A 23,944-nucleotide genomic window follows, 5' to 3' on the forward strand; every position below is an offset into this window, starting at 1 on the left:
TCATATTTTTTTTGTATTTTTAAATAATAGGTAAAGCTTTTTTTTAATTAAATTTGAAACGAGAGAAATAACCCAAGCCTGTAATACTATTGCATATGAAAAAGAAAAAACAGAACAAAAGAATATTAATAATACTTGTCTTACTACTGTTATTGGTAGGTGTTATTATCTTTTTACCTTCTGAAAAAACAGCTTCTAAACCTAATGATGTTAGTGTAGAACCCAAAAAGGAAATAGAAGTTACTACGAAAGACGGGGTATCACATGAAGAAATGCCCGTAGAAGTTAAAGAGGAGAAAGATAAAATGTCTCTAGAGGAGATAGAGGCTTTGAAAAAGAAGAGAGCTCAAGAAGCAAAGGACAGGGCAAAAAATCTTAAAAAAGGACAAGAACAATATAATCAGGCTTTAATTCTTTTAGAAAAAGAAAATACAGAGGACGCTGTAATTTTATTAAAAGAAGCTGCAAAGAATAGGGTTAAGGAGGCACAAAGTAATTTAGGGAAGCGTTATTTTGATGGGGATGGAGTTAGTAAAAATGTAAACTTAGCAATAGAGTGGTTATTAAAAGCGGCTAGACAAGGAGAAGTAGAAGCACAACGCACCTTAGGGTTTGTATATGCCAGTGGTTATGCCGTAGATAAAAATTATAAAAAGTCTTTTTACTGGTATGCCAAAGCAGCTAAACAAGGTAATAGTTTTAGCCAAAGTGAACTAGGTAATGCCTATAAATTTGGTTTTGGTGTTGCTAAAAGTGATAAAAAAGCTTTTGATTGGTATTTAAGGGCAGCCAATCAGGGTGATGTTACCGCTCAGTTTAATGTAGGAATGTCTTATGAGAAAGGTGAAGGAATTGAAAAGGATATAGAGATGGCTAAATCTTGGTACAGTAAGGCAGCAGAGCAAGGGTATGGTAATGCAGAAAGAGCTTTGGAAAGTTTAAAGAAACCGAATTAAATTTTAATTATAACAAATAACACGTCCTAAAATAGTTAATCTATTTTAGGACGTGTCTTATTACCATCTTATTCTAAATCTACAGATGGTATGGTAATTTCATCTGACGGATTATCTAAATACATCGTATTAAAAGAACGAATGTTACTTTTGTTATTAGCAAATTCTCTTAATGGAAATGCGACAGAAGGAAATGTTCTTTTTGTAGTCGTAGATATTTGATTAAGTGCTTCGGCTAGCAAAGGCTCAGCAGTATCTCCTAATACCCCCATATTGGTTAAATCTTCTAGCATATCAGTATCTGGTGTTAATCCGTTATCTGCGTACTCATAGAATCCGTTAGCATTTTCGTTTCTACCTACTAAGGGTTGCATAGCCCAACTATTGTCAGGGTTTATATAGCTTTCTCTATTTGAGTTGTAAACATATGAGTTTTCAGGATCATCAACCAAAGTAATAGAAAATTCATTTTTACCACGGGTATAATCTCCAATTTGATTAACTGTAATGTAAGGGTCTAAAGCATTAATAACCAATTCGCTTGCCGATGCAGTAGTATAACTAGTTAAAACGTATACCTCCGATAAGTTAAGTGTGTTTAGTGTTGCTCCATCAGAATTGGTATTTGTAAAGTAATCATTTAACTCACTACTTGATAATTGCGATTGTACTTTATCATTCCAACGTTGCTTAATATATAGTTGTCCGTTAAATTGTCCGGTAATCAAGCTAGATAAAATACGTGACGTATTTACGCTACCACCACTATTGTAACGAAGGTCTAAAACAAGATCAGTAACGTTGGCATTTTTTAATTCAGCAAAAGCATCATTTAATTGCGTATTAAAGTTAGCAGTAAAAGCATTGTACATTAAATAGCCCACCGTACGGCTACCTACATTAAACGTATCAACAATATAAATAGGATCCTCTGTATAACTATATTCAGTTAATTCTATAGATACACCATTTTCGCTTATAGCATTCCTAGGAGGATTATAGCTGGTTACTAAAGATGGGTCTGTAATTTCAGCCATGTTTAAGGTATAAGTGTCAGAACTATATAGCAAATCACTATAATTATTCAACGTTAATTGCGTTCCGTTTACACCAGTAAAAATATCACCTCTTTGAATGTTTTTAGAAGAAGCATCAGAATTAGGCATTATGTACTTTACAAAACCAAATACTTCATCGTTATCAGAAAACGTAGCCAAGCCAAATTCAACTCCATTAGTAGTATAAGAACCACTTAATGAATTTACAAGTTCGGTATAGTCACTAGTTATATAGCTAAATCTATCAATGGCGTTGTCACTGCCATAAACATAGGTATGCTGATTACATAGATTATAAAATAACTCAGAAGGACCAGAGAATGAAGTTATAAAATCATTGTATTCTTCATTAGAAGAAAATCGATCATCTGCCAGATCTTCAACATCTGCCTGCCAAAAGTACCAGAAATTCATACCCTTCCAAATAAAATCTTCGGTAGATTCGGAAGATGTAAAGGTTAAGATATTATCATCTTTGTCATCACAAGAAGTAACGACTAAAAGGGAAAATAGAATAAAATATAGTGAACGTCTCATTGAATAATGTTTTATCATTGCTTAATAAACTCTAAATTTAGATACTTTATTATAATTTGAAAATTTTTGTAACAAAATTAAATGTGGTTCGTCTCCCTTATATAACCACCAAAAAGAATTGTATAACATGGATGCTTCGGCCTTTTTAAATACGGTACTGCCTTTTAAAGATAAAATGTTTAGGCTAGCTAAAAGGCTTTTAGTTTCGACAGAAGAGGCGGAGGATGCTACCCAAGAAATACTTTTAAAGTTGTGGAGGAGTAATGATAAAATGGCTTCTTATAAAAGTGTTGAAGCCTTTGCCATGACAATGACCAAAAATTTTTGTTTAGATCGATTAAAATCTAAACAAGCAGGGCACTTAAAGTTAGTGCACAGTAATTATCAGGATGAATCGGTATCCCTACAACGAAAGATTGAAAATGTAGATAGTTTAGAGTGGATGCAACGAATTTTGAAAACATTACCAGAACAACAACGTATAATTTTACAATTAAGAGATATAGAACAATATGAATTTGAAGAAATTGCCGAAATGATGGATATGAACCAAAGTGCTATAAGAACAGCACTTTCAAGAGCTAGAAAGGCAGTTAGAGAATCATTAATTAAAACTCACAATTATGGAATTCAACAACAAAACTAAGTATATAGAAAAGTTACTTGAAAAGTATTTAGAGGCTACTACTACAGTAGCTGAAGAGCAAGAACTAAAAATTTATTTTTCTAAAGAAGATGTGGCGCCACATTTATTAGAATATAAGATGATGTTCGGGTACTTCTCTGTAGCCAAAGAAGAGCGGTTTACCAAAAACGTTCCATTAGAACCTAAGAAAAGACACGTAAGTCGAAAATGGATTACCGTTGCAGCTGTTGCCGCTATAAGTTTTGGCGCTTTTTTTGGAGTTGATTTATATCATTCGATGAAAGAACAGAGAGAAGCAGGATTGGCTTATACACAAACCAAAGAAGCTTTTGAATTATTAGCTCTTAACTTGAAAAAAGGAAAAGAACAAATGATGTACTTAAACGAATTGGAAGAAACAAAAGAGAAAATTTTTAAAACTGTAAACAATTAAGAAATGAAAAAAATAATTTTATTAATAGTGTTAGTGGTAGCTCCACTTGTCTCTAAAGCTCAATCTGTATTTGATAAGTTTGAAGATATGGATGATGTAACTACTGTAGTAGTTAACAAAAGAATGTTTGAACTGTTTGTTCATATTGATTCTGATGATCCGGACGCAAAACGTCTTATGGATATGGTGAAAAGTCTTCAAGGATTAAAGCTTTTTACAACTGAAAATGAGAAAATAGCTAAGGATATGTCTGCGACAGTTTCTAAATATATTAAAACAGGTAAGTTAGAAGAGTTAATGCGTGTTAAAGACAAGGATGCAAACATTAAGTTCTACATTAAAGAAGGGAAAGATAAAGACCATGTAAAAGAACTGTTAATGTACATTGAAGGAATTAGTGATGTACACATTAAAGGTAGAGAAGTAGAAAGTGTATTATTATCTATTGTTGGAGATATTGATTTGAACCAGATAGGTGAACTTACCAAAGCTATGAACTTGCCTTCTGAACTGAATAATGTGCAAAATAAATAATATTCATTAAGGCATTACCTTAGGTGATGCCTTTTTTAAAGCTTTACCCATGGCAGTAATTGTTAGATATACAATTAAACTTTTTATTATAATAATGCTTTTGATTGTAAGCATATCATGTAATGTAAAAGGAGGAGAGTTACAGGAATATTTCGTCGAAAATTCATCGAAACCTGAATTTATCTCATTTGATATTGCTACATCAATTTTTGATGTTTCACAAACAGATTTTTCTGAAGAAGAAAAAGAAATATATAAGTCAATCAAAAAACTAAATATTTTAATGCTACCTTCTGAAAATGGTACTTACCAAGAGCAAAAGAGTAAAATAAAGAGTATTTTAAAAGGATCTGACTTTGAGGAGCTTATGACACTTAACAGTAAAGAAATGAATGGTAAGCTCTATTATATAGGTGAAGAAGATGCTATTGATGAAGTAATTGTTTTTGGGTATAATAATGATAAGGGGTTTGCTTTAGTACGCTTGTTAGCAGATAATTTAAAACCGGAAAACATAGGGACAATAGTTCAAATAATTCAAAACTCTAAAATGGATGATAACTCTTTTATGTCTCTTCAAAAAGTTTTCGATTTTGAGTTGAATTAATAACACATAAGGAATATATACTAATTTGTTATAATAAACGAGGCTAATGATATCATTAGCCTCGTAGTCATTAATAATTAACACAACTAATCCAAATAATTACTTTATATAGAGCATTTTATTAAACGAATTGTCTCCATTTTTAACTTGTACTATATAAGAACCCGATTTTAAGTGTTCTATATCTATTTTTTGAACATTGTCTTTGTTCATTTTTTTAGTAAGTATAGTAGCTCCCTGTAAATTATATATATTAATTGTTGCATTTGGTGCTACAACTTTTGTATTGATATAAAATATTGATGTTGCCGGATTAGGATAAATTGAAAGTGTTGAAGTTTTGGTAATTTCGCTCATCATTCTTGAAGAGTTTCCTGTTATTTCTATCCAATCAATGTCTGCACTTTCTCCCGATGCATTTGTTTCTAATATGATCGTGTTATTTCCAGAATTCAAAGAGGTAGTAAATGAAGCAGTACTAAATGATCCACTACCTGTTTCTGGTAACGACAACGTTTGCGAACTACCACCATTAATAATCATATCTACAGAAGAATTCATAGAAGCTTTTCTAGTGTATCTAACCGTAATTGTATAACTTCCAGAAGAAGAGGCGTTGTAGTTCCATTCAATTTGTTTCCCAGAAGAGTTGCTAAGGTTAATAGCATTACCATTATCGGCATTACTATATGATTTTAAGGAGCCGTCATAAGATATAGTTCCCGAATCATTATCTTCAATTCTTGTAGCACTTCCACCACCGCTACTGCCGCTTGATGGAGTAGCTGAAGCCGCATTTGAATTATCAGATCCATTTACTTTAATCCAATAGTAATATGTTGTACCGTTAGATGCGGAATTATCTGTATAGCTTCTGTCGCTGCTTGATGGAATATAAATTCTTGTTCTTCCATTGGGATCCGAATCAGTATCTCTATATACTTCTTGCGAAGAGACAGAAATGCCACTAATACTCCAACTTAAACTTACTGAACCATCTCCGGCAGAGGCAGAGAGTACAATAGATGGAGAACCGCCACTTCCTGATGGAGTAGCTGAAGCCGCATTTGAGTTTTCAGATCCATTCACTTTAATCCAATAATAATAAGTGGTACCGTTGGATACTGAATTATCGGTATAGCTTCTTGCGCTATTTGCAGGGATGTTAATTTTTGTTCTTCCATTAGGATCCGAATCAGTGTCTCTATATATCTCTTGATTATTTACAGTACCACCTGTAATATTCCAACTTAAACTTACTGACCCATCTCCTGAAGAGGCACTAAGGGTAATAACAGGCGTACCTCCACCTCCTGAAGATCCACCTGATTCGATGGCTCCTAAATCGGGTGAAGAACCATTATATGATGGTAATAGGCTATAATTGGAACCAACATCAATAAGAGAACTTCCTGATGAAAGATTCAGAAATCCATTTGAAGTAGGATTACTATTAGAACCAGGAGATAATGTTTGAAAATCTGACGATGAAGCCGTGTAAGGCCATGAATCCTGATTATCAAAAGCATTTGGATAGGTACTTGAATCACCTCGTATACGGTCATTAGAATTCGAATCATAGGAGAGGCAGTTAACAAAAGTATGAGATGCATTATCTCTTGTATGGTAATTATATTGTGTATTGTTATACGAAGTACAATTGACAAATTTAATGTTACCTACATTTCCATTATCAGCAAAACCATGTTTACCATTATTAAAAGCAATACATCGTACTAATTGGTGATTGATATTATGGGCAGAAGACCCTAACTTATAACCGTTTTTATCTCCATTTCCGGATGTAGATCCATTGGTTAAACTACCATTATTATGAGAAATACATTCTTCAAAGTATACGATACCTATAGCACCGGTATCAGATTTGGTATATAAATCCCATCCATCATCAATGTTGTGGTGCGCTACACATCTAATGAATTTATTTCCCGTTCCACAGGTTAATTTGGCAGCAAAACCGTCGGCATCTTCATTGTCGGGATCTTTATTATCGTAAGCTTCACAATCTTCTATAGTGTTATTACTAGGCCATTCACTAATAGAATCATAATCGGTATCATATCGACTAAGTTGAAGTCCTGTATCTCGATTTTCTTTAAAAATACAGTCTTCAATGTGATTGTAATTCCCAGATAGTAGCATTCCGTTATCTCCTGCACCTTCAATGGTAATACCTTTCCAATGCCAATAAAAAGCATCCATTACAATTCCTCTGTTTGAGGAACTTGTTGATTGACCTGAAAAATCGAGTACTACTGTTTGACTGTTATGTGCAAAAACTCTAATAGGATTAGAGGAAGTTCCGTTTTTACTTCTATCTATAACAATGGTACTACTATAGCTATAAGTACCTCCTTCAATATAAATATAATCTCCGGCAGACACTACGCTGATCGCTTTTGTAAGTGTAGCGAAAGCATTTCCGGTACTAGTTCCTGAATTAGAATCGTTTCCTGATGTAGAAACATAATAGCTAGTTGCATGAGCTGTGTAAGAGCCAAGTAATAGTAAAATGACTCCTAAGCATGAATAAATGAAATTTTTTTTCATGACATTAGTAAATTTAGGTTAATAATTAGTAAAATGCTTGATTTGGGGTCTAATCTATTCGGTTTTATGCAATCGATTGCATGAAGCGTCAAAAAATAAAATACTTACATATTTTATTAATTAGGCCAATTACCACTATATAGTAGCAGTAATGGTCTAAATACTTTTAAAAATCAATAATATATTGACTTAATAAGTTAAAATTAGAATTTCATAATCAATAAATATTTAAATTAATACTAAAAGAAAACGGTTAACCTTACATTTTTGGGGGATATTATGTAATCGATTACACTAGCTAGTATTTCAAATATAGTAATTTTATTTTACTTTTTGTAATGAAATAATAATAAAATAATGATTATTTTTAGTATTTCTTTGTGAGAAGTAACTTCCTTTATAAAAAATTTAAAATTAAAACATCAGCTTCTTAACATGTTCTATTTGTTAAGAAGCTGATGTTTTTTAATCATGTAAGTTTGCCTTTATACTGCTACATCATATTCCCTTAAAGCATTGTTTAAGGAGGTTTTAAGATCGGTAGATGCTTTACGTTTTCCAATAATTAAAGCACAAGGTACATTATAAGAACCTGCTTTAAATTCTTTGGTATAACTTCCAGGTATAACAACTGAGCGTTCTGGTACTATGCCTTTCATTTCAATAGGTTCATCTCCGGTTACATCAATAATTTTAGTTGAAGCAGTTAATACTACATTAGCACCTAACACGGCTTCTTTCTCAATTTTAACACCTTCAACTACAATACATCTAGATCCTATAAATGCACCATCTTCTATAATTACCGGAGCTGCCTGCAGTGGCTCAAGAACACCACCAATACCAACACCTCCGCTAAGGTGTACATTTTTACCAATTTGCGCACAGCTTCCAACAGTAGCCCAGGTATCAACCATGGTACCTTCATCTACATAAGCACCAATATTTACATAACTTGGCATCATAATAACACCTGAAGAAATATAAGCTCCGTGACGCGCTACGGCGTTTGGTACTACACGTATTCCTTTCGCTTTATAGTCTTTTTTTAGTGGAATCTTATCATGGTATTCAAAAATTCCTGCTTCTAAGGTTTCCATTTTCTGAATAGGGAAATAAAGTACCACAGCCTTTTTAACCCATTCATTCACCTGCCAACCATTTTCTGTAGGTTCTGCTACTCTTAATTCACCTGCATCTAATAAATCAACAACTTTTCTAATAGTGTTAATGGTAGTTTCGTCCAATAACAGAGAGCGGTCTTCCCAAGCTTTTTCTATAACCTGTTGCAAATCTTTCATTTGAATTTCAAAATTTTTATTCAGGTTGTAAATATATAACCTTCCTTAGAAATACCGACAGAATTTTACAGGTATCACATTTTAGGTTACTTTTGCAAAAAAAATAATGTCGAGAGTTTTAGCCTTAGATTTTGGTACCAAAAGAACCGGTATTGCGGTAACCGATGAATTACAGATAATAGCATCTGGTTTAACTACCGTGGCTACAAGCGAGCTTCTAGTTTTTTTAAAAGAGTATTGTAGTAAAGAATCAATAGCGCTTTTTGTTATTGGAGAACCTAAGCAAATGAATAATGAGGCTTCGGAAAGTGAAGTGTACATCAAGGAGTTTATACAAAAATTAGAGGCTGCAATTCCACAAATACCTATTCAGAGGGTAGATGAAAGGTTTACATCTAAGTTGGCTTTTCAGTCCATGTTAACTGGAGGTTTAAAAAAGAAGCAGCGAGCTAACAAGGCTTTAATAGATGAAATTTCGGCTACAATTATTCTTCAAACCTATTTAGATAGCAAAAAATACTAATTTGTACTTATCTTTGTAGCTTTGCAAAAAATGAGAAATTAAAAATCATCTTAATTAGTCAAAGAAAAGAATCCAAAAAGAAGGAGAGATATGATATTACCCATTGTTGCCTATGGCGATCCTGTTTTAAGAAAAGAAGCAAAAGATATAAGTGCTGAGTACCCTAAGCTTGATGAATTGATTAAAAACATGTTTGAAACCATGTACGGAGCTAGTGGAGTTGGTTTAGCAGCCCCTCAAATAGGGTTGCCAATTCGTTTGTTTATTATAGATGCTACCCCTTTTGCAGAGGATGAAGATTTAGATGAGGATGAACAGGAAGTATTATCGAATTTCAAAAAAGTATTTATAAATGCTCAAATTTTGGAAGAAACCGGTGATGAATGGGGGTTTTCTGAAGGGTGTTTAAGTATTCCAGATATTCGCGAAGACGTTTTTAGAAAAGATGTTGTGAAAATTGAATATTACGATGAAAACTTCGAAAAACATGTAGAAGAATTTGATGGTTTAGCGGCCAGAGTTATTCAACATGAATATGATCATGTTGAAGGAATTTTATTTACCGATAAACTATCGTCATTAAAAAAACGTTTATTAAAAGGAAAACTTTCAAATATTAGTAAAGGAAAAATAAAAACAGAGTATCGCATGCGTTTTCCAGAAGCAAAAAAAGCTCGTTAATTTTTTTGTTTCCATAAAAAATAGAATATTTGCGCCTCTAAAATTGAATATATGAGTTTAGACAAAATTGTTGCTATAGCAGGTAAGCCAGGATTATATGAATTAAAGACACAAACCCGTACCGGATTTGTTGCTTCTTCTTTATTAGACGGAAAGAAAATTACTGTTGGAATGAGAAGTAATGTAAGTGTTCTTTCTGAAATTGCAATCTATACTTTAACTGAAGAAATGCCGTTAAAGGCGGTATTTGCCAAAATTCAGGAAAAAGAAAACGGTGGAGAAACAGCAGTAGGTCATAAAGAATCTAAAGATAAATTAGAAGAGTATTTTTTTGAAGTATTACCTGATTATGATGAAGACAGGGTTTATACAAGTGATATTAAAAAAGTGATTCAGTGGTATAATTTATTAATTAAAAATGGATTTACTGATTTTACTGAAGATGAATCTACAACAGAAGAAACAGAAGAAGTTACTTCTAAAGGAACAGAACAAGAATAAATTAAAAAAAATCCGGCTTTTGCCGGATTTTTTATTTACCTAAACTTCCTGTAATTTAACTAGGTTAATTTTAACGTAGTTTTTTTTTGAGGTTTTTCACCCTTATATGTGCGGGCTAAAGTGGCTAATTGTAAAATAATTTTAAAATAATCTTTTACCGAAAGTTTTGTATAGGACTTAGTCTGTTTGTTATCTACAGGGAGCTCATACATATTTAATGACGCCGATTCGTTGTAGTGTTTTTTTAGTCGTATCAAAAGTTCTATTGCAAACCATTTCTTTGTTTTAAACTTTTCTTGAAAACCATATTTTACAACTTCTCTTTTCAGGATTTTTAAACCACTTAAGGCATCTTGAAAAGGCATGTCTACAATTTTATTTACAAAGCGTTTAATATGTTTATTAGATGCTGTTAATGATGAGGTTGAGGTTGCTGTTACAACTTCATAATTATTATCTTCAATAGTTCTATATACTCGATCAAAGTTTTTTATAGTAATACCTTGTTCAATATCTATATAACCTATATAATCTAAGTCTTCTAATTCTGCCATATAAAGCATACCAAGTCGTATGGCTTCTCCTTTTCCTTTTGGAGTTTCACAATTATAAATGATAACGTGATCTTCTCTCCCTTTTCTCAACTTATTTAGAATATCTAACGTATTGTTAGTACTTGCGTGGTTAACAAAACAAATATGATATCCTGTGTAGGTGTCTATAAAATCTGTAAATTCTTTTGTAAAACTCGTTTCATCTATATTCTGAACAGGAATAACGACTCCTATACATTTTTTTTGGATAATAGTTGGTGTAATAGATTTTTCAATATTAGCGGTTTTTTTACCTAATATATTTTTAACCCGTGCACTAATTTCATCTAGTGTTAATGGCTTTTTCATATAATCTTGAATCCCTAATTCATAGGTTTGAAGAATTATATTTTCATCAGTATTTCCTGAAAGTACCATTATCGGAATTTGATCTCCTTTTTGTTGGCGTATATACTGAATAATTTTAATGCCGGAGATGGTTGGCATATCGATGTCTACAATCACTAAATCTGGTAAAAATGTTTCATAAGTTTCTACTACATTTAAAGGAGAGACCAATGTTTTTACCTCATATCCTAATTTGGTTAGTCTTTTCTCTAAAGGTAAAAGAACAAGTTGTTGATCGTCAATAGCCAGAATTTTCATAAGCAACAATTTAAATTGGTGATTAATAGCGATTTATATTTCAAATCTATACTTATTAACATATTTTTAGTACAGAATAAGTTAAATAGTGGTTTTTCTGTAGACGAATGTTTTATTTAAAAGGATGAATGGAAATTTAAAAGTGCAATAAATGATAGGTATAAATAAAAAAGTCTCAACATTGTTGAGACTTTTAACATATATATAAAGATTATGCTATTACATTTTTTTAAAGAGAACAGTTGAATTGTGTCCACCAAAACCAAATGCATTACTCATGGCCAAATTAACCTCTTTTTCTAGTGCTGTATTAGCAACAATAGATAAACCAGTTGGAATGTTTTCGTCTAGTTCGTGTACGTTAATGGTAGGAGGAATAATACTGTTGTTAATAGCTTTTATAGCTAATATGGCTTCTACAGCTCCCGCAGCCCCCATTAAGTGCCCAGTCATAGATTTAGTTGCACTAATGCTTAAACTTTCAGCATCCTTAAAAGTTTTGGCAGTAGCATTAAGTTCCGCTAAATCTCCTAAGTTAGTAGACGTAGCGTGTACGTTTAGGTAATCAACATCTTCTGGGTTAACACCAGCTTCATTAAGGGTGTTAACCATACATCTGTTAGCACCTAAACCTTCTGGGTGAGGAGAGGTCATATGGTAAGCATCTGCAGTCATAGAGGCTCCAACAATTTCTGCGTATATATGAGCACCTCTTTGTTTCGCATGTTCGTATTCTTCTAAAACTAAGGCTCCGGCACCTTCGCCCATTACAAATCCATCACGGTCTTTGTCAAATGGTCTACTTGCCTTAGTAGGATCGTCGTTTCTAGTAGACATTGCTTTTAAGGCCGCAAAACCACCAATAGAGGCAGGAGTAATACCTGCTTCAGATCCTCCGGTAATAAACATCTTAGCCTTACCGAATTTTATATAATTATAGGCATCCATGATTGCAGTGTTCGATGTAGCACATGCAGATACCGGTGTATAATTAATGCCTCGTAGCCCAAACTTCATAGAAATCATTCCTGAAGCCATGTTAACTAATATCTTAGGAATAAAAAACGGATTAAATCTAGGGTTATAGTCTTGTTTTACAAAGTTTTCCACCTCTTTTTCAAAAGTAGACATACCACCTTGTCCGGTTCCCCATATAACACCAAAATCAAACGGATCAATTTTTTCTAAATCAATTCCAGAGTCGTTTAGAGCCTCGGTAGCTGCATGTAAGGCATACTGAGTGTATAAATCTCCTCTCTTAATTTCATTTCTTGTTAAATGCATTTGAGGATCAAAGTCTTTTAATTCACAGGCTATTTGGGTTTTAAATCGCTCACTGTTAAAATACGATATGGTTCCGGCACCACTAACTCCTTTAATACTATTTTCCCAAAATTCGGATATCGTATTTCCAATAGGGGTAAGGGCACCTAGCCCGGTTACTACAACTCTTGTCATGTTGAATAATTAATGATTAAAACTATCATAGAATTTACTTTTACAAAAAGATGTTATCTATCTGTTTTCGTAGAATCTCTAGATTATTATAAATTACGTTTGGGTTATTTAATGTTTTAGATAAAAGAATACTGCCTTCTACTATTGAAACAAAGAAGTATGCAAATTCAGTAGGGTTCACTTGATTACTAATCTCATTGGCTTGTTGCCCCATTTCTACAAGCTTTTCAAGACCATGAATCCAGCCTTTAAAACGTTTTTGAACAATTTTAAACAAATGCGGATTGGTATCATCGGTTTCTATGGCGCTGTTCATATAAGCACATCCACCATAGTTTAACACGTCAGGAGCCATTTCCTGAAACACCTCCAGATAGGCATTGAATTTCTCTTTAGCTGTATCTACAGCAACAACTCTGGTGGTTATTTTATAATTTAGTTTATTGATGTTATATTCTAAAGCGGCAACAGCAACCTCCTCTTTATCAGAAAAATTTCCGTAGATAGCACCTTTTGTTAAGCCGGTAGCCTTAGTGATATCTGCCATAGAAGTACCAAAGTAACCTTTCTTATTAAAAACAGGTGCGGTGTTTTCAATAATGTATTCGCGCGTTTTTGATGCCTTTTTCATATTATTTTTAAACGGCTCAAAAATATACCAATCGGTATATTGTAGCAAGGAAAATATGAGAATTAACATTTCAACCTACAAAATTTACAATTCGGTAAGTACATTTTTCCGAGGTTGTTAATTTGAAAGATGTTTGTCCTGTAAAAACATAGCCATGAAATTATTATTTACTTTACTTATCGTTTTATTTAGTTTTATAACAGGACTATTACATGCACAAACTACTGTGAGTGGTGTTGTGCTAGACTCTAAAAAGAATCCCATTCCGGGGGCTAATATTTATTTAGATGGTACCTATGATGGTACCACTAGTACTATGGACGGTACTTTTAGTTTTACTACAGAAGAAACAGGAACACAAAAGCTACTAGTTTCTTATATAGCTTTTGTTACCTATGAATATGTAGCAGAAGTATCTCAAATGAATAAACTTACCATTATTTTAAAAGAGGAAATAAATACTCTTACAGGTGTTACACTTACCGCAGGTACTTTTGAAGCTGGGGATAATGCCAAAGTTACCGCATTAAAACCATTAGATATAGTTACTACTGCTGGGGCTGTAGGTGATGTAGTGGGTGCCTTACAAACCTTACCAGGAACAAGTACTGTATCTGAAGATGGACGCTTGTTTGTTAGAGGTGGAGAAGCAGATGAAACACAAATATTTATTGATGGAGTTAGAGTGTTTACCCCTTATAATGCTTCGCCAAATAATAGCCCAACCAGAGGACGATATTCTCCATTCTTGTTTAACGGTACTACATTTTCTACTGGCGGGTATTCTGCTGAGTATGGTGAAGCGCTTTCAAGTGTTTTATTATTAAGTACAATTAATGAGCCAGACCAAGAAAGAACCGATATTTCTATTATGAGTTTAGGTGCCGGTTTAGGTAATACACAAATTTTTGGTAAAAACTCTGTAAGCGTAAATCTTGGTTACATGAACTTACGACCTTATTTAGAGTTGTTTCCTGATCGTAATGAATGGGATAAGCCTTACCAGATTGGTTCAGGTGAAGCAGTTTACAGACACAAGTTTACAAATGGGTTATTAAAATTTTATTCAGCTTTTGATTATACCAATTTTGCCGTTAAGCAAAGAGATATTAATTATGAGAACAGAACAAGTTTTGAACTTACAAACCAAAACTTTTATAATAACATATCTTATAAAGGGAGTTTAAAAAATGATTGGATATTAAGTACTGGAGCGGGGTTGTCTTACAGTAAAAATAAGTATGATATTTATACAGATATGGCAGAGGGCATAGACCAACAAAACATATCGTACCACCTGAAAGTAGATTTAAAAAAGAGGTTTAACAAACATCTTAAATTGAATACGGGAGTTGAATACTTTTCATCCAATTATGACCAAGACTATGAAAATGATAATAATATTGCCTACGCTACAAAAGTTACTAAGGAGTTACCTGTTACATTTGCAGAAACCGATATTTTCTTCACAAATAATTTAGCATTAAAAGCTGGTATTAGAGGTTCTTATGATTCGGTTTCAGACAGATTTCTTTTGGCACCTCGTACTTCATTAGCTTACAAAACCGGAACCAATAGTCAAGTGTCTCTAGCTTATGGTGATTTCTATCAGACTGTATCAGATAATTATTTACAATATGCAGGTTCGTTGAAACCTCAAAGGGCTCAGCATTATATAGCTAATTATCAGTATGTAAAAGGCGGACAAATTTTTAGATCGGAGTTGTATTATAAAAACTATGCCGACTTAGTAAAATATTCGGGTGATGAAGCTGCCTTCAATAGTACTTATAATAATAATGGATATGGGTATGCTTCTGGATTAGATATTTTCTGGAGAGATGAGAAAACCTTTAAAAATATGGATTATTGGGTAAGCTATTCATACATGGATACTAAAAGAGATTATAGAAATTATGAGGCCGAAGTAATGCCTAGTTTTGCAGCAGATCATAACTTCTCATTAGTAACGAAGTATTGGATAGAATCTTTAAAAAGTCAGTTTGGGTTTACTTATTCTTTTACTTCTGGCAGGCCGTATGATGACCCTAATTCAAATCAGTTCATGGCTGGAAAAACAAAATCGTATAACAATTTAGGTCTTAATTGGTCGTACTTAATAGATCAGCAAAAAATACTGTTTATATCATTTACAAACCCATTAGGATTTAAAAATGTGAGTGGTTATCAATATGCAGATGCTCCTAATTCAAATGGAATCTATGAAAGAATGACCGTACGCCCAAATGCAGATAGTTTTGTTTTTATTGGCTTTTTCTGGACTATTAGTAATGATAAAAAAACAAATCAGTTAGATAACTTATAAAATTTCACCAACGTGTTTTTTAATATTGGCAGCGATCTTCCTTGTAGGAAGATCGTTTGCGTCATCACCAAACGGATCTTCTATTTCTTCGGCAATTAATTCTAAACTTGCCAATACGTAAAAAATAAAAACAACCACCGGAATTACATAATAGCCTAAACTAAAAACATAGCCAAAAGGTAATGTCATAACATAAAAGAAAATAAACTTCTTGATGAAAGAACTATACGAAAAGGGTATAGGTGTATTCTTAATGCGTTCGCAAGCACCACAAATATCTGTAAACGATTGTAATTCGGGATTTAATGTAATTAATTGATCGCCCGTAATTTTTTTTTCTTTATATAAATCGGTTACTTTTTGTATGAGTATTTTAGCTACCTGATTGGGTCTGTGATGATCGTGTTTTATAGGAATAACATAATCTTCATCTAATTGATGTTCGGTACTTTCATCATTTAAATGTTTTTGTAACATTAAAGCATAAGTAGGTATAGCTTGTTTAAAAAAATTACGATCAGCATCGTTGGTAAGCATAGAAGATAGCTTAATAGCCAAATTACGACTATTGTTTACTAAAGCACCCCAATGTTTTCTTCCTTCCCACCAACGGTCGTAAGCAGTGTTAGTTCTAAAAACTAATAATAATGAAATAACAAAGCTTAAAACACCATGCATAATGGTAATATTTTTAACATGGCTTTGGTCACTAAGTTTCCAGTATTCAATTTCTAGAAATGCGACCAATAAAGAATACCCCCAATAACAACCATTAAAGGAAGTAGCTTTCTGAAGGTGTCTGCTTTATGAAATTTAAAAATAAACGTAAGCCAGTCTTTCGGGTTGTATGATATCATGCGTATCTGAATTTTCTATCAAAGTACAGTTAATAATTTAAATTTTCAAAGTATTATACAATTCGGTATTCATAATTTACAGTTCGGTCATACGGTTTTTTAAAAAGTAACACTAACCAATACTTTTACAGTGTAATTAAAAACAAAAATAATGAAACAAGTTATTGCATTTTTAGCACTTTTTATTTCAATGAGTAGTATAGCACAATCTACTTATGAAAAAGGAATGAACAAAGGTTTTAAACTTTGGGGAGAAGGTAAATCATTAGAGGCCTCTAATGTATTTGAACGTATTAGTAATGTTGAAAAAGAAAATTGGATACCATTATATTACGTAGCACAAATAAATATTTTAGACGGTTTTACTATTAAAGAAAAAACAGAACTGGAATTAAAGTTGGAAAAGGTAAAAACTGCTTTAGATAAAGCGAAAGCACTATCACCTAACAATCCTGAGCTAATGGTTTTAGAAGCATTGTATAATACAGTATGGATTGCTTTTGACGGCGCTACTTATGGGATGACATTAGGAGCACCAACCACCGAAATTTATAAAAAGGCATTGGAATTGGCTCCTGATAACCCTAGAGTAGTATATTGTTATGCGGAATGGAATATGGGGATGGCTAGTTATTTTGGTAAGGATACCACACCGTATTGCCAAGAAGTTAAAAAAGCCATAGAACTTTTTAGTACCTTTAAAAATGAAACGCCTTTTTATCCAAGTTGGGGGAAAGACAGAGCAGAACAGATTTATAATAGTTGCAACAAATAATTCATGAAGAAAAGAAGTATTATTAGAACATTTATAACAGGTTTAGTTATTGGTATTACCTTATTGGTTGTTATTACCCTAATGAATATAGTTAACGGCACCGAGGTGGTATTTAATATGAACTTTGTTAAGAATATAGGGATTTTTCTATTGTATTCTGAGGTGCTTCTTTTTTTGAATGGATATTACTTTGATTATTTTAATACAAAGTTGACATGGGGTAAACAAAACCCGGTAGCAAGAGTATTTTTAGGAGTACTAGGCGGAATTATTGTAACCATGATAGGTGTTTTTTTTCTAAGGTTCTTTATAGTTGTTGGATTAGAAGGACATGGCGTTAGTTATTTTGTACAAAATGAAAATCCAAAAGATTATACATATAGTTTAATTATAACTGCGTTTGTTACCATAGCGTATCATGCTATTTACTTTTATAGAGAACTTCAAAAAAATAAAATTAAGGAACAAAAAATTATAGCAACAACGGCTTCGGCTCAGTTCGATGCATTGAAAAATCAATTAGATCCTCATTTTTTGTTTAACAGCTTAAATGTATTAACCAGTTTAATAGAAGAGAACCCTAATGCAGCACAAAAATTTACTACCTCATTATCTAAGGTGTATAGATATGTGTTAGAGCAAAAAAATAAAGATCTTGTTACAGTAGATGAGGAGTTAAGTTTTGCGAGAACATTTGTGAATCTTTTAAAAATGAGATTTGAGGATAGTATCGTTTTTGATATACCAGAGAAAGCAAGTAACCCCGAGGCAAAGGTAGTACCACTATCATTACAATTGTTACTTGAAAATGCAGTAAAACATAATATGGTTACACCACAAAAGCCATTACATGTGCAAATTTTTGAGAAAGACGGAAACCTTGTGGTACGTAATAATTTACAACCCAAAGCAGTTGTAAAAAAGAGTAGTGGTGTAGGCTTGCGAAATATTCAACAGCGCTATGCTATTTTAACCAAAAGAGCGGTGGCTATAGGAAAGTCTGAAACTGAGTTTCAGGTGGCTGTACCCATGCTTACCAAACAAATTTCAAATACAATGAGAACAACAGAAATAAAAGAGAATAGTGCTTATTTAAGAGCACGTAGAAAATTGGAAGATCTTAAAGAATTTTATACCAGCTTAATAGCGTATTGTTTTGTAATACCATTTTTATTTTATATTAATTATACAAGTTCTTGGCAATTTCAGTGGTTTTGGTTTCCAGCACTTGGCTGGGGAATGGGGCTTGCTTTTCAGGCTTTTAAAGTGTATGGACCCGGTGGAAATTGGGAAGATAGAAAGATAAGAGAGATTATGGAAAAAGATAAAAAAACAGATAACTGGAAATAAGAGAATATTATGGAAGAATATAAAGAAGAAGCATATTTTAAAGCTAAGAAAAGAGTAGAAGAGATTAAAGGTTTTTATTGGAATCTGTTTTCATATATTGTAGTGATTCCGTTTTTAATCTTTGTTAATTACATGACCTACTGGGAATTTAAATGGTTTTGGTTTCCTATGTTTGGTTGGGGTATTGGTTTAACTATCCATGGTTTTTCTATTTTTTATAGAGGAAAATTTTTTGGAAATGAGTGGGAAAATCGTAAAATACAAGAATTTTTAGAACAGGAAAAAAATGAGAGAACGAGATATGAATAAGTTGGGTAAATACTCTGAAGATGAAGCTTATGTAAGAGCTAAAATTAGAGTAAAAAAGATGAAAGGCTTTTATGCGCATTTAGCATCGTATATTATGGTAAACCTATTTTTGATTGGGTTAATTGTTTTTAGTGGAGGTGGTGTAGAAAGCTTAACAAGATTTGGTACTTGGTCTACTGCATTTTTTTGGGGGATAGGAGTGGCTTTCCATGCATTTGGTGTTTTTGGCAAAGATGTAATGTTTAATAAAGACTGGGAAAATCGTAAAATGAAGGAGTTTCTAGACAAGGAAAATAAACAAAATTGGCATTAAACTAACTTAAGTTACTATAATTAATGAAGGTAATAATAATAGAAGACGAAAAACCAGCTGCAAGAAGACTATCTAGAATGTTGTCCGAATTAGATGTAGAGGTTTCTGAGATGTTGCATTCGGTAGAAGAATCTATAGCATGGTTTCAAAAAAATGAGCATCCTGATTTAATATTTTTAGATATACAGTTATCAGATGGGTTATCTTTCGAAATTTTTGAAGTGGTTACTATTGAAAGTGCCGTTATTTTTACCACGGCATACGACGAATATGCGCTTAAAGCATTTAAATTAAATAGTATTGATTATTTACTAAAACCTATTGATGATGAAGAGTTAGAAATTGCGGTTAACAAGTTTAAACTGAGAATGCCGGAGAAAAAGCAACTAACTGTAGATTTTGATGAAATCAAGAAGTTATTAGTAAACCCAATTGACCGAACATATAAAAAACGATTTACAGTTAAGATAGGACAGCATTTGAAAATGTTACCCATTGAAGAAATAGAATGCTTTTACAGTGAAAATAAGGGGACTTATGCAGCAACTGTAGATGGAAGAAGTTACTTGTTAGAAACCACTTTGGAAGAGTTACAAGAAGATTTACAACCCGAAATGTTTTTTAGAGTTAGTCGTAAATTTTATATTAACATTAATGCTATAAAAGATATTATCTCATATACCAATTCGCGCTTACAATTAAAGCTTCATAATTTTGATGATTTTGAAATTATTGTAAGTAGAGAGCGGGTAAAAGAGTTTAAAGATTGGTTGAGTTAACGTATTCGGTTGTCATCAAAAGCTGACGGTAGTAACTTAGGTATAAACTTAATTAAAAGGGGGAGTAAAACACTGCCGCCTGGTAATAAGAATATTGCCAGAGATGGAATGGTTTTACAAATGTCTAGTAATTGTTCTTTTACTTTTTGTTTTTCTTCGGTGTTTAACTCTTTAGAGGTACTTTTAGATAGTAAAACTACTAATTCTTTACTTTGAGATAGCTCTAATAATAAACGCTTACTATTTCTGGTAATTAAGTTTTTTACCATGGTGGAAGAGTTATCGTAAAAGTTTTTTACCGGGTTCGGGTTGTTAAGATATTTTAAGTCTTCCTTGTTGGTGTCAAAAAAATCATAAACCGTTAGAATTGATTTATTAATCTCCTCATTGGAGATATTTAAGTAATTGCCTAAATTTTTGATATAATCAATTTCGGCTATTTCAAGATTTTTATCATCCCAAACAGTCATACACGTCATATCTAATAAGTACCTTTTTTCCAGATCATTAGTTAAAAAATCTAAATGTTCCTCGTAGGTTAATTTCCGATTGACGTAATGCTCATGATAACGTAACGAAGCTTCAAACAATTTCAGTAATTGCTTATCGTACGTACTTTTTTCTTTTTTAGTAGAAATAGTAGCAATTACTACATTTTCAATTACAGTTTCTAGTTCTTTTACGTATAGAACACTATCATGATTTTCAACTTCTAAATACTTTTTAAAAGCTAAAACATCTATATAAAGTAATGCATTAGTAAGTACACTACTAAAGTTTTTAGTAATAATGTTGCTATCAAATAATACCCTTTTTGCAATTATTTTTTCTAATTGAGATTCATTTTTTTTATCACTAAAAAAATCAGGTAATAAACTAAATGATTCTTTTTTTAATTGCTCATAAAAGGCAACACAAGTAGTTATAAAGTGTTCATCTGTTTTACGGGTAGTATAATAAACATTATAAAGAGCTGCAAATAAATTAATTTTAGTGATTTCCTCAGTAGTTAATATCAAATCTTCAAAATTGTCATTAACACAAAAAACACTAGAGCCATAAATAAAACCACATAACTTTAGTTTGGGATAAAATAAAGAATCATCATCATTTTTAAGCATGTTGATTTCATCTTTATAGGTAAGGTATTTATGTATCCAACCAGATGCAGAGGGGTTCATTTGCTGAGCTTATTAGGTATTCAAAAATAAGTATTATGCTTAAATATATATTTATTTTCATAAAAAAAGCTTTCTTACAAGAAAGCTTTTTTGTGATTAATTATTTAAGGTTTATAATCTCTAAGAAAATAGTCCTTATTTAGACGCTACACTTAAAATAGGTGTTTCAGTAAATTTTTTCAATAAATTACGTACTTCTAAAGTGTTTTGTACAAAATATTTAGCACTTGTTTTTTGCAAGCCAACTTTTACGGTTATAGCGCTTTCAGGTAAATCTCTAAACATATATTCGTCTGTCCAATCGTCACCTATAGCAAATACAAAGTCATAGTTATCTTTCATTAACATACGGCTAGCAGCACGTCCTTTATTTACATTTCCACTTTTAATCTCAATTACTTTATTACCCTCTAAAACACTTAAATGGTGATTAGCAATTAAACTGTTTAAAACCGTTTTTAATTCAACCGAACGTAATGTAGCCAATTCAGGGTCAACTTTTCTAAAGTGCCATGCCAATGAAAAGTTTTTCTCTTCTATAAATGTACCCGGAGTTCTGTCAACAAAGGTTTCTAAAATAGGTCGTAATTTAGGCATCCAGTCTCTCTTAACATTTTCAAGAGCTACCCAATCTTTTTCTTTATCCTTTAACCAAACACCATGCTCTGTAATCATGGTATACGGTTTATCTCCATACCATTTTGTAAATGTTTCTTTATCTCTACCACTAATAATAATTACATCCGTATTTGGTTGAGCATTCAAGGAATCAAGCAAATTGTATAACTCTTCATCTGGTGATGCATCAAGCGGATTATTTTTAAAGCCAACTAACGTACCGTCGTAATCTAGAAAAACTAAACGTTTTTTAGCCGAGCTATATTTCTCTAAAATATTGTTAGTAAGCTTGGTATTAAGTTTTTTTGATACAAGCGTATTTATAACATCTTTTGTAGAATTAAGTGCTGTGAAAAACTCTTGAGCCCATTTCTCCACTGTATACCTTTTAAGACGTTCTTGCATAACAGAAATTCTAGCTTTCTGTTCATCTTTAGGCATTTCTAAAGCCATCTTAAGTGTTTTGGCTACATCTTCAAAGTTGTTAGGATTAATTAATAGAGCTTCATTCATTTCTTTGGCTGCACCTGCCATTTCACTTAATACTAACACTCCATCTTGGTTTACTCTGGTAGCTACATATTCTTTGGCAACTAAATTCATTCCGTCTCTTACCGGAGTAATCATGGCAACATCACACGATGTATATAAGTCTATAAGATTATCAAATGGTAGTGAACGGTAAAAATACCAAATAGGGGTCCAGCTAACAGTTGAGAATTTACCATTAATACGCCCCACCAATTCATCGGTCTCTCGTTTTAGTAATTGATATTGAGGTACATTAGAGCGTGATGGTACTGCTAACATAATAAGACGTACTTTTTGTTGGTATTCGGGATATTTTTCTAAGAAATATTCAAATGACTTAATTCTGTTGGGGATTCCCTTAGTATAATCTAAACGGTCTATAGATAAAATCATTTGTGCTTCATTAGATGCATATAAATGATCATCTAATTTTTTTTGAATATCTGATTTTTCCGTTTCTGAATTTTTGCTATGTTCTCGAGCTGCATTATAAAATTTATCAAAATCGATACCCATAGGGAATGAGTCAATCTTAATAATGCGGTCATTATAAGAGATTTCATTAAAATTTGTGTCTAAATGAAGCAATCTTCTGGCACAACTTAAAAAGTGTCTTTCGTAATCATAAGTGTGAAAGCCAATTAAATCGGCTCCTAGCATACCTTCAAGTACTTCTTCACGCCATGGAAAAGTTCTGAAAACCTCATAAGAAGGAAAAGGTATATGCAGAAAAAACCCGATAGAAGTATCGGGTTTTTTTTGTTTTATATACTGAGGTAATAAAAGTAACTGATAATCGTGTACCCAAATGGTATCACCATCTTCAGCATTTTCAAGTACTACATCTGCAAATTTTTGGTTAACTCGTTTATAAGATTCCCAGTTTTCATTTTCAAAAGAGGTATATTCTAAGAAATAATGAAATAGTGGCCATAAGGTTTTATTGCTAAAACCATAGTAAAAATGATCCACATCGTTCTCGGTAAGCGGTACCGTTGCACAATGGTTTTTTTGAATCTCTGCTAGTACTTTCGGTTTAGTTTCCTCATTTAAGTCTTCTTCGGCTAAACCGGACCAGCCTATCCAAAGACTTTCCCCTTCTTCATGAACAGATTTCATTCCTGTAGCCAAGCCACCAACACTAGGACTTACGTTTATTTCATTTTCTTCAAGCTTAATTTGTAATGGCAGTCTGTTAGAAATAATAATTGTTTTACTCATAAAGGAATCAGTTTTTATTTTTTTTTGTTAATTTAAGCATTTTAAAAC

General features: G+C 32.4%; 22 protein-coding genes and 1 pseudogene. 14 read left to right on the forward strand and 9 right to left on the reverse strand.

From position 1 onward, the window contains the following. Positions 1 to 95 precede the first annotated feature (95 nt). Positions 96 to 956, forward strand: a complete 861-nt coding sequence (locus tag NBRC110019_RS03550; RefSeq protein WP_281752444.1) for a tetratricopeptide repeat protein — start codon at positions 96 to 98, stop codon at positions 954 to 956. 68 nt (positions 957 to 1,024) lie between these two features. Here NBRC110019_RS03550 and NBRC110019_RS03555 read toward each other — a convergent pair whose 3' ends face one another. After that, entirely contained in the window at positions 1,025 to 2,551 is a 1,527-nt protein-coding gene (locus NBRC110019_RS03555) for a GFO_1087 family putative carboxy terminal peptidase (RefSeq protein ID WP_281752446.1), read from the reverse strand. Positions 2,552 to 2,678: 127 nt separating this feature from the next. Here NBRC110019_RS03555 and NBRC110019_RS03560 point away from each other — a divergent pair, with 127 nt between their 5' ends. The 4 genes from NBRC110019_RS03560 to NBRC110019_RS03575 are packed head-to-tail and all read left to right on the forward strand — an operon-like array spanning position 2,679 to position 4,771. Beyond that, positions 2,679 to 3,197: a GFO_1088 family ECF-type sigma factor gene (locus tag NBRC110019_RS03560; RefSeq protein WP_281752448.1), complete on the forward strand. Its 519-nt coding sequence runs from the start codon at positions 2,679 to 2,681 to the stop codon at positions 3,195 to 3,197. Then, positions 3,175 to 3,630, forward strand: a complete 456-nt coding sequence (locus NBRC110019_RS03565; RefSeq protein WP_281752451.1) for a PG0215 family putative anti-sigma factor — start codon at positions 3,175 to 3,177, stop codon at positions 3,628 to 3,630. Before NBRC110019_RS03560 ends, NBRC110019_RS03565 begins: the two co-directional genes overlap by 23 nt. 3 nt (positions 3,631 to 3,633) lie before the next feature. Continuing rightward, on the forward strand, positions 3,634 to 4,164 hold the full coding sequence (locus tag NBRC110019_RS03570; RefSeq protein ID WP_281752453.1) for a GFO_1090 family protein: 531 nt from the start codon (positions 3,634 to 3,636) through the stop codon (positions 4,162 to 4,164). 49 nt (positions 4,165 to 4,213) lie between these two features. Next, positions 4,214 to 4,771 carry a GFO_1091 family lipoprotein gene (locus NBRC110019_RS03575; RefSeq protein WP_281752455.1) on the forward strand — a complete coding sequence of 186 codons (558 nt, stop codon included), beginning with the start codon at positions 4,214 to 4,216 and terminating at the stop codon, positions 4,769 to 4,771. A gap of 99 nt (positions 4,772 to 4,870) precedes the next feature. On the opposite strand, the gene NBRC110019_RS03580 is transcribed toward NBRC110019_RS03575, so the two are convergent. Together NBRC110019_RS03580 and NBRC110019_RS03585 are read right to left on the reverse strand one after the other, a co-directional pair. Next, positions 4,871 to 7,342, reverse strand: a complete 2,472-nt coding sequence (locus NBRC110019_RS03580; RefSeq protein WP_281752457.1) for a right-handed parallel beta-helix repeat-containing protein — start codon at positions 7,340 to 7,342, stop codon at positions 4,871 to 4,873. Positions 7,343 to 7,827: 485 nt separating this feature from the next. Next, positions 7,828 to 8,643, reverse strand: a complete 816-nt coding sequence (locus tag NBRC110019_RS03585; protein ID WP_281752459.1) for a 2,3,4,5-tetrahydropyridine-2,6-dicarboxylate N-succinyltransferase — start codon at positions 8,641 to 8,643, stop codon at positions 7,828 to 7,830. 106 nt (positions 8,644 to 8,749) lie between these two features. On the opposite strand from NBRC110019_RS03585, the gene ruvX reads away from it, so the two are divergent. The 3 genes from ruvX (at position 8,750) to NBRC110019_RS03600 (ending at position 10,348) form a co-directional block, all read left to right on the forward strand. Next, positions 8,750 to 9,166, forward strand: a complete 417-nt coding sequence (ruvX, locus tag NBRC110019_RS03590; protein ID WP_281752462.1) for a Holliday junction resolvase RuvX — start codon at positions 8,750 to 8,752, stop codon at positions 9,164 to 9,166. A gap of 90 nt (positions 9,167 to 9,256) precedes the next feature. Further along, a complete protein-coding gene (gene def / locus NBRC110019_RS03595; protein WP_281752464.1) occupies positions 9,257 to 9,847 on the forward strand; it encodes a peptide deformylase in 591 nt (196 codons plus the stop codon). 51 nt (positions 9,848 to 9,898) lie between these two features. Beyond that, positions 9,899 to 10,348, forward strand: a complete 450-nt coding sequence (locus NBRC110019_RS03600) for a DUF5606 family protein (RefSeq protein WP_281752466.1) — start codon at positions 9,899 to 9,901, stop codon at positions 10,346 to 10,348. Positions 10,349 to 10,407: 59 nt separating this feature from the next. Here the strand turns inward: NBRC110019_RS03600 and NBRC110019_RS03605 are convergent, their stop codons facing one another. The 3 genes from NBRC110019_RS03605 to NBRC110019_RS03615 form a co-directional block, all read right to left on the reverse strand. Then, complete coding sequence (locus tag NBRC110019_RS03605; RefSeq protein WP_281752468.1) at positions 10,408 to 11,547, reverse strand: response regulator; 1,140 nt, start codon at positions 11,545 to 11,547, stop codon at positions 10,408 to 10,410. Between the two features lie 219 nt (positions 11,548 to 11,766). Further along, positions 11,767 to 13,005 carry a beta-ketoacyl-ACP synthase II gene (fabF, locus tag NBRC110019_RS03610; RefSeq protein WP_281752470.1) on the reverse strand — a complete coding sequence of 413 codons (1,239 nt, stop codon included), beginning with the start codon at positions 13,003 to 13,005 and terminating at the stop codon, positions 11,767 to 11,769. 40 nt (positions 13,006 to 13,045) lie between these two features. Then, complete coding sequence (locus NBRC110019_RS03615) at positions 13,046 to 13,636, reverse strand: TetR/AcrR family transcriptional regulator (RefSeq protein WP_281752472.1); 591 nt, start codon at positions 13,634 to 13,636, stop codon at positions 13,046 to 13,048. Between the two features lie 154 nt (positions 13,637 to 13,790). Between NBRC110019_RS03615 and NBRC110019_RS03620 the strand changes: the two genes are divergently transcribed. Further along, on the forward strand, positions 13,791 to 15,962 hold the full coding sequence (locus NBRC110019_RS03620; protein ID WP_281752474.1) for a TonB-dependent receptor: 2,172 nt from the start codon (positions 13,791 to 13,793) through the stop codon (positions 15,960 to 15,962). On the opposite strand, the pseudogene NBRC110019_RS03625 reads toward NBRC110019_RS03620, so the two are convergent. Continuing rightward, positions 15,957 to 16,819 (reverse strand): annotated as a pseudogene (locus NBRC110019_RS03625) (bestrophin family protein). The gene NBRC110019_RS03620 and the pseudogene NBRC110019_RS03625 sit on opposite strands and share 6 nt — an antisense overlap. Before the next feature lie 151 nt (positions 16,820 to 16,970). On the opposite strand from NBRC110019_RS03625, the gene NBRC110019_RS03630 reads away from it, so the two are divergent. Genes NBRC110019_RS03630 through NBRC110019_RS03650 form a run of 5 tightly spaced genes read left to right on the forward strand, consistent with a single transcriptional unit; the run spans position 16,971 to position 20,345 of the window. Continuing rightward, positions 16,971 to 17,594, forward strand: coding sequence for a tetratricopeptide repeat protein (locus tag NBRC110019_RS03630; protein WP_281752475.1), 624 nt, complete (start codon positions 16,971 to 16,973; stop codon positions 17,592 to 17,594). Positions 17,595 to 17,597: 3 nt separating this feature from the next. After that, entirely contained in the window at positions 17,598 to 18,944 is a 1,347-nt protein-coding gene (locus NBRC110019_RS03635) for a histidine kinase (protein ID WP_281752477.1), read from the forward strand. Positions 18,945 to 18,953: 9 nt separating this feature from the next. Beyond that, positions 18,954 to 19,253 carry a 2TM domain-containing protein gene (locus NBRC110019_RS03640; protein WP_281752479.1) on the forward strand — a complete coding sequence of 100 codons (300 nt, stop codon included), beginning with the start codon at positions 18,954 to 18,956 and terminating at the stop codon, positions 19,251 to 19,253. Then, complete coding sequence (locus NBRC110019_RS03645; protein WP_281752481.1) at positions 19,231 to 19,566, forward strand: 2TM domain-containing protein; 336 nt, start codon at positions 19,231 to 19,233, stop codon at positions 19,564 to 19,566. The genes NBRC110019_RS03640 and NBRC110019_RS03645 overlap by 23 nt, the downstream gene beginning before the upstream one ends. Positions 19,567 to 19,589: 23 nt before the next feature. After that, complete coding sequence (locus NBRC110019_RS03650) at positions 19,590 to 20,345, forward strand: LytR/AlgR family response regulator transcription factor (protein WP_281752483.1); 756 nt, start codon at positions 19,590 to 19,592, stop codon at positions 20,343 to 20,345. Here NBRC110019_RS03650 and NBRC110019_RS03655 read toward each other — a convergent pair. Together NBRC110019_RS03655 and NBRC110019_RS03660 are read right to left on the reverse strand one after the other, a co-directional pair. Next, positions 20,342 to 21,526 (reverse strand): LETM1-related biofilm-associated protein, encoded by a 1,185-nt coding sequence (locus NBRC110019_RS03655; RefSeq protein ID WP_281752485.1) that lies wholly within the window; start codon positions 21,524 to 21,526, stop codon positions 20,342 to 20,344. The genes NBRC110019_RS03650 and NBRC110019_RS03655 overlap by 4 nt on opposite strands. 135 nt (positions 21,527 to 21,661) lie before the next feature. Then, positions 21,662 to 23,896 (reverse strand): bifunctional alpha,alpha-trehalose-phosphate synthase (UDP-forming)/trehalose-phosphatase, encoded by a 2,235-nt coding sequence (locus NBRC110019_RS03660; protein ID WP_281752487.1) that lies wholly within the window; start codon positions 23,894 to 23,896, stop codon positions 21,662 to 21,664. Positions 23,897 to 23,944 lie beyond the last annotated feature (48 nt).

This window comes from Neptunitalea chrysea, assembly GCF_027924145.1.
GTDB classification, from domain to species: domain Bacteria; phylum Bacteroidota; class Bacteroidia; order Flavobacteriales; family Flavobacteriaceae; genus Neptunitalea; species Neptunitalea chrysea.

Coding starts and splice junctions, on each gene's coding strand:
- NBRC110019_RS03550 (WP_281752444.1), top strand. CDS start 96: ATGAAAAAGAAAAAACAGAACAAAAGAATATTAATAATACTTGTCTTA.
- NBRC110019_RS03555 (WP_281752446.1), bottom strand. CDS start 2,551: ATGAGACGTTCACTATATTTTATTCTATTTTCCCTTTTAGTCGTTACT.
- NBRC110019_RS03560 (WP_281752448.1), top strand. CDS start 2,679: ATGGATGCTTCGGCCTTTTTAAATACGGTACTGCCTTTTAAAGATAAA.
- NBRC110019_RS03565 (WP_281752451.1), top strand. CDS start 3,175: ATGGAATTCAACAACAAAACTAAGTATATAGAAAAGTTACTTGAAAAG.
- NBRC110019_RS03570 (WP_281752453.1), top strand. CDS start 3,634: ATGAAAAAAATAATTTTATTAATAGTGTTAGTGGTAGCTCCACTTGTC.
- NBRC110019_RS03575 (WP_281752455.1), top strand. CDS start 4,214: ATGGCAGTAATTGTTAGATATACAATTAAACTTTTTATTATAATAATG.
- NBRC110019_RS03580 (WP_281752457.1), bottom strand. CDS start 7,342: ATGAAAAAAAATTTCATTTATTCATGCTTAGGAGTCATTTTACTATTA.
- NBRC110019_RS03585 (WP_281752459.1), bottom strand. CDS start 8,643: ATGAAAGATTTGCAACAGGTTATAGAAAAAGCTTGGGAAGACCGCTCT.
- ruvX (WP_281752462.1), top strand. CDS start 8,750: ATGTCGAGAGTTTTAGCCTTAGATTTTGGTACCAAAAGAACCGGTATT.
- def (WP_281752464.1), top strand. CDS start 9,257: ATGATATTACCCATTGTTGCCTATGGCGATCCTGTTTTAAGAAAAGAA.
- NBRC110019_RS03600 (WP_281752466.1), top strand. CDS start 9,899: ATGAGTTTAGACAAAATTGTTGCTATAGCAGGTAAGCCAGGATTATAT.
- NBRC110019_RS03605 (WP_281752468.1), bottom strand. CDS start 11,547: ATGAAAATTCTGGCTATTGACGATCAACAACTTGTTCTTTTACCTTTA.
- fabF (WP_281752470.1), bottom strand. CDS start 13,005: ATGACAAGAGTTGTAGTAACCGGGCTAGGTGCCCTTACCCCTATTGGA.
- NBRC110019_RS03615 (WP_281752472.1), bottom strand. CDS start 13,636: ATGAAAAAGGCATCAAAAACGCGCGAATACATTATTGAAAACACCGCA.
- NBRC110019_RS03620 (WP_281752474.1), top strand. CDS start 13,791: ATGAAATTATTATTTACTTTACTTATCGTTTTATTTAGTTTTATAACA.
- NBRC110019_RS03630 (WP_281752475.1), top strand. CDS start 16,971: ATGAAACAAGTTATTGCATTTTTAGCACTTTTTATTTCAATGAGTAGT.
- NBRC110019_RS03635 (WP_281752477.1), top strand. CDS start 17,598: ATGAAGAAAAGAAGTATTATTAGAACATTTATAACAGGTTTAGTTATT.
- NBRC110019_RS03640 (WP_281752479.1), top strand. CDS start 18,954: ATGGAAGAATATAAAGAAGAAGCATATTTTAAAGCTAAGAAAAGAGTA.
- NBRC110019_RS03645 (WP_281752481.1), top strand. CDS start 19,231: ATGAGAGAACGAGATATGAATAAGTTGGGTAAATACTCTGAAGATGAA.
- NBRC110019_RS03650 (WP_281752483.1), top strand. CDS start 19,590: ATGAAGGTAATAATAATAGAAGACGAAAAACCAGCTGCAAGAAGACTA.
- NBRC110019_RS03655 (WP_281752485.1), bottom strand. CDS start 21,526: ATGAACCCCTCTGCATCTGGTTGGATACATAAATACCTTACCTATAAA.
- NBRC110019_RS03660 (WP_281752487.1), bottom strand. CDS start 23,896: ATGAGTAAAACAATTATTATTTCTAACAGACTGCCATTACAAATTAAG.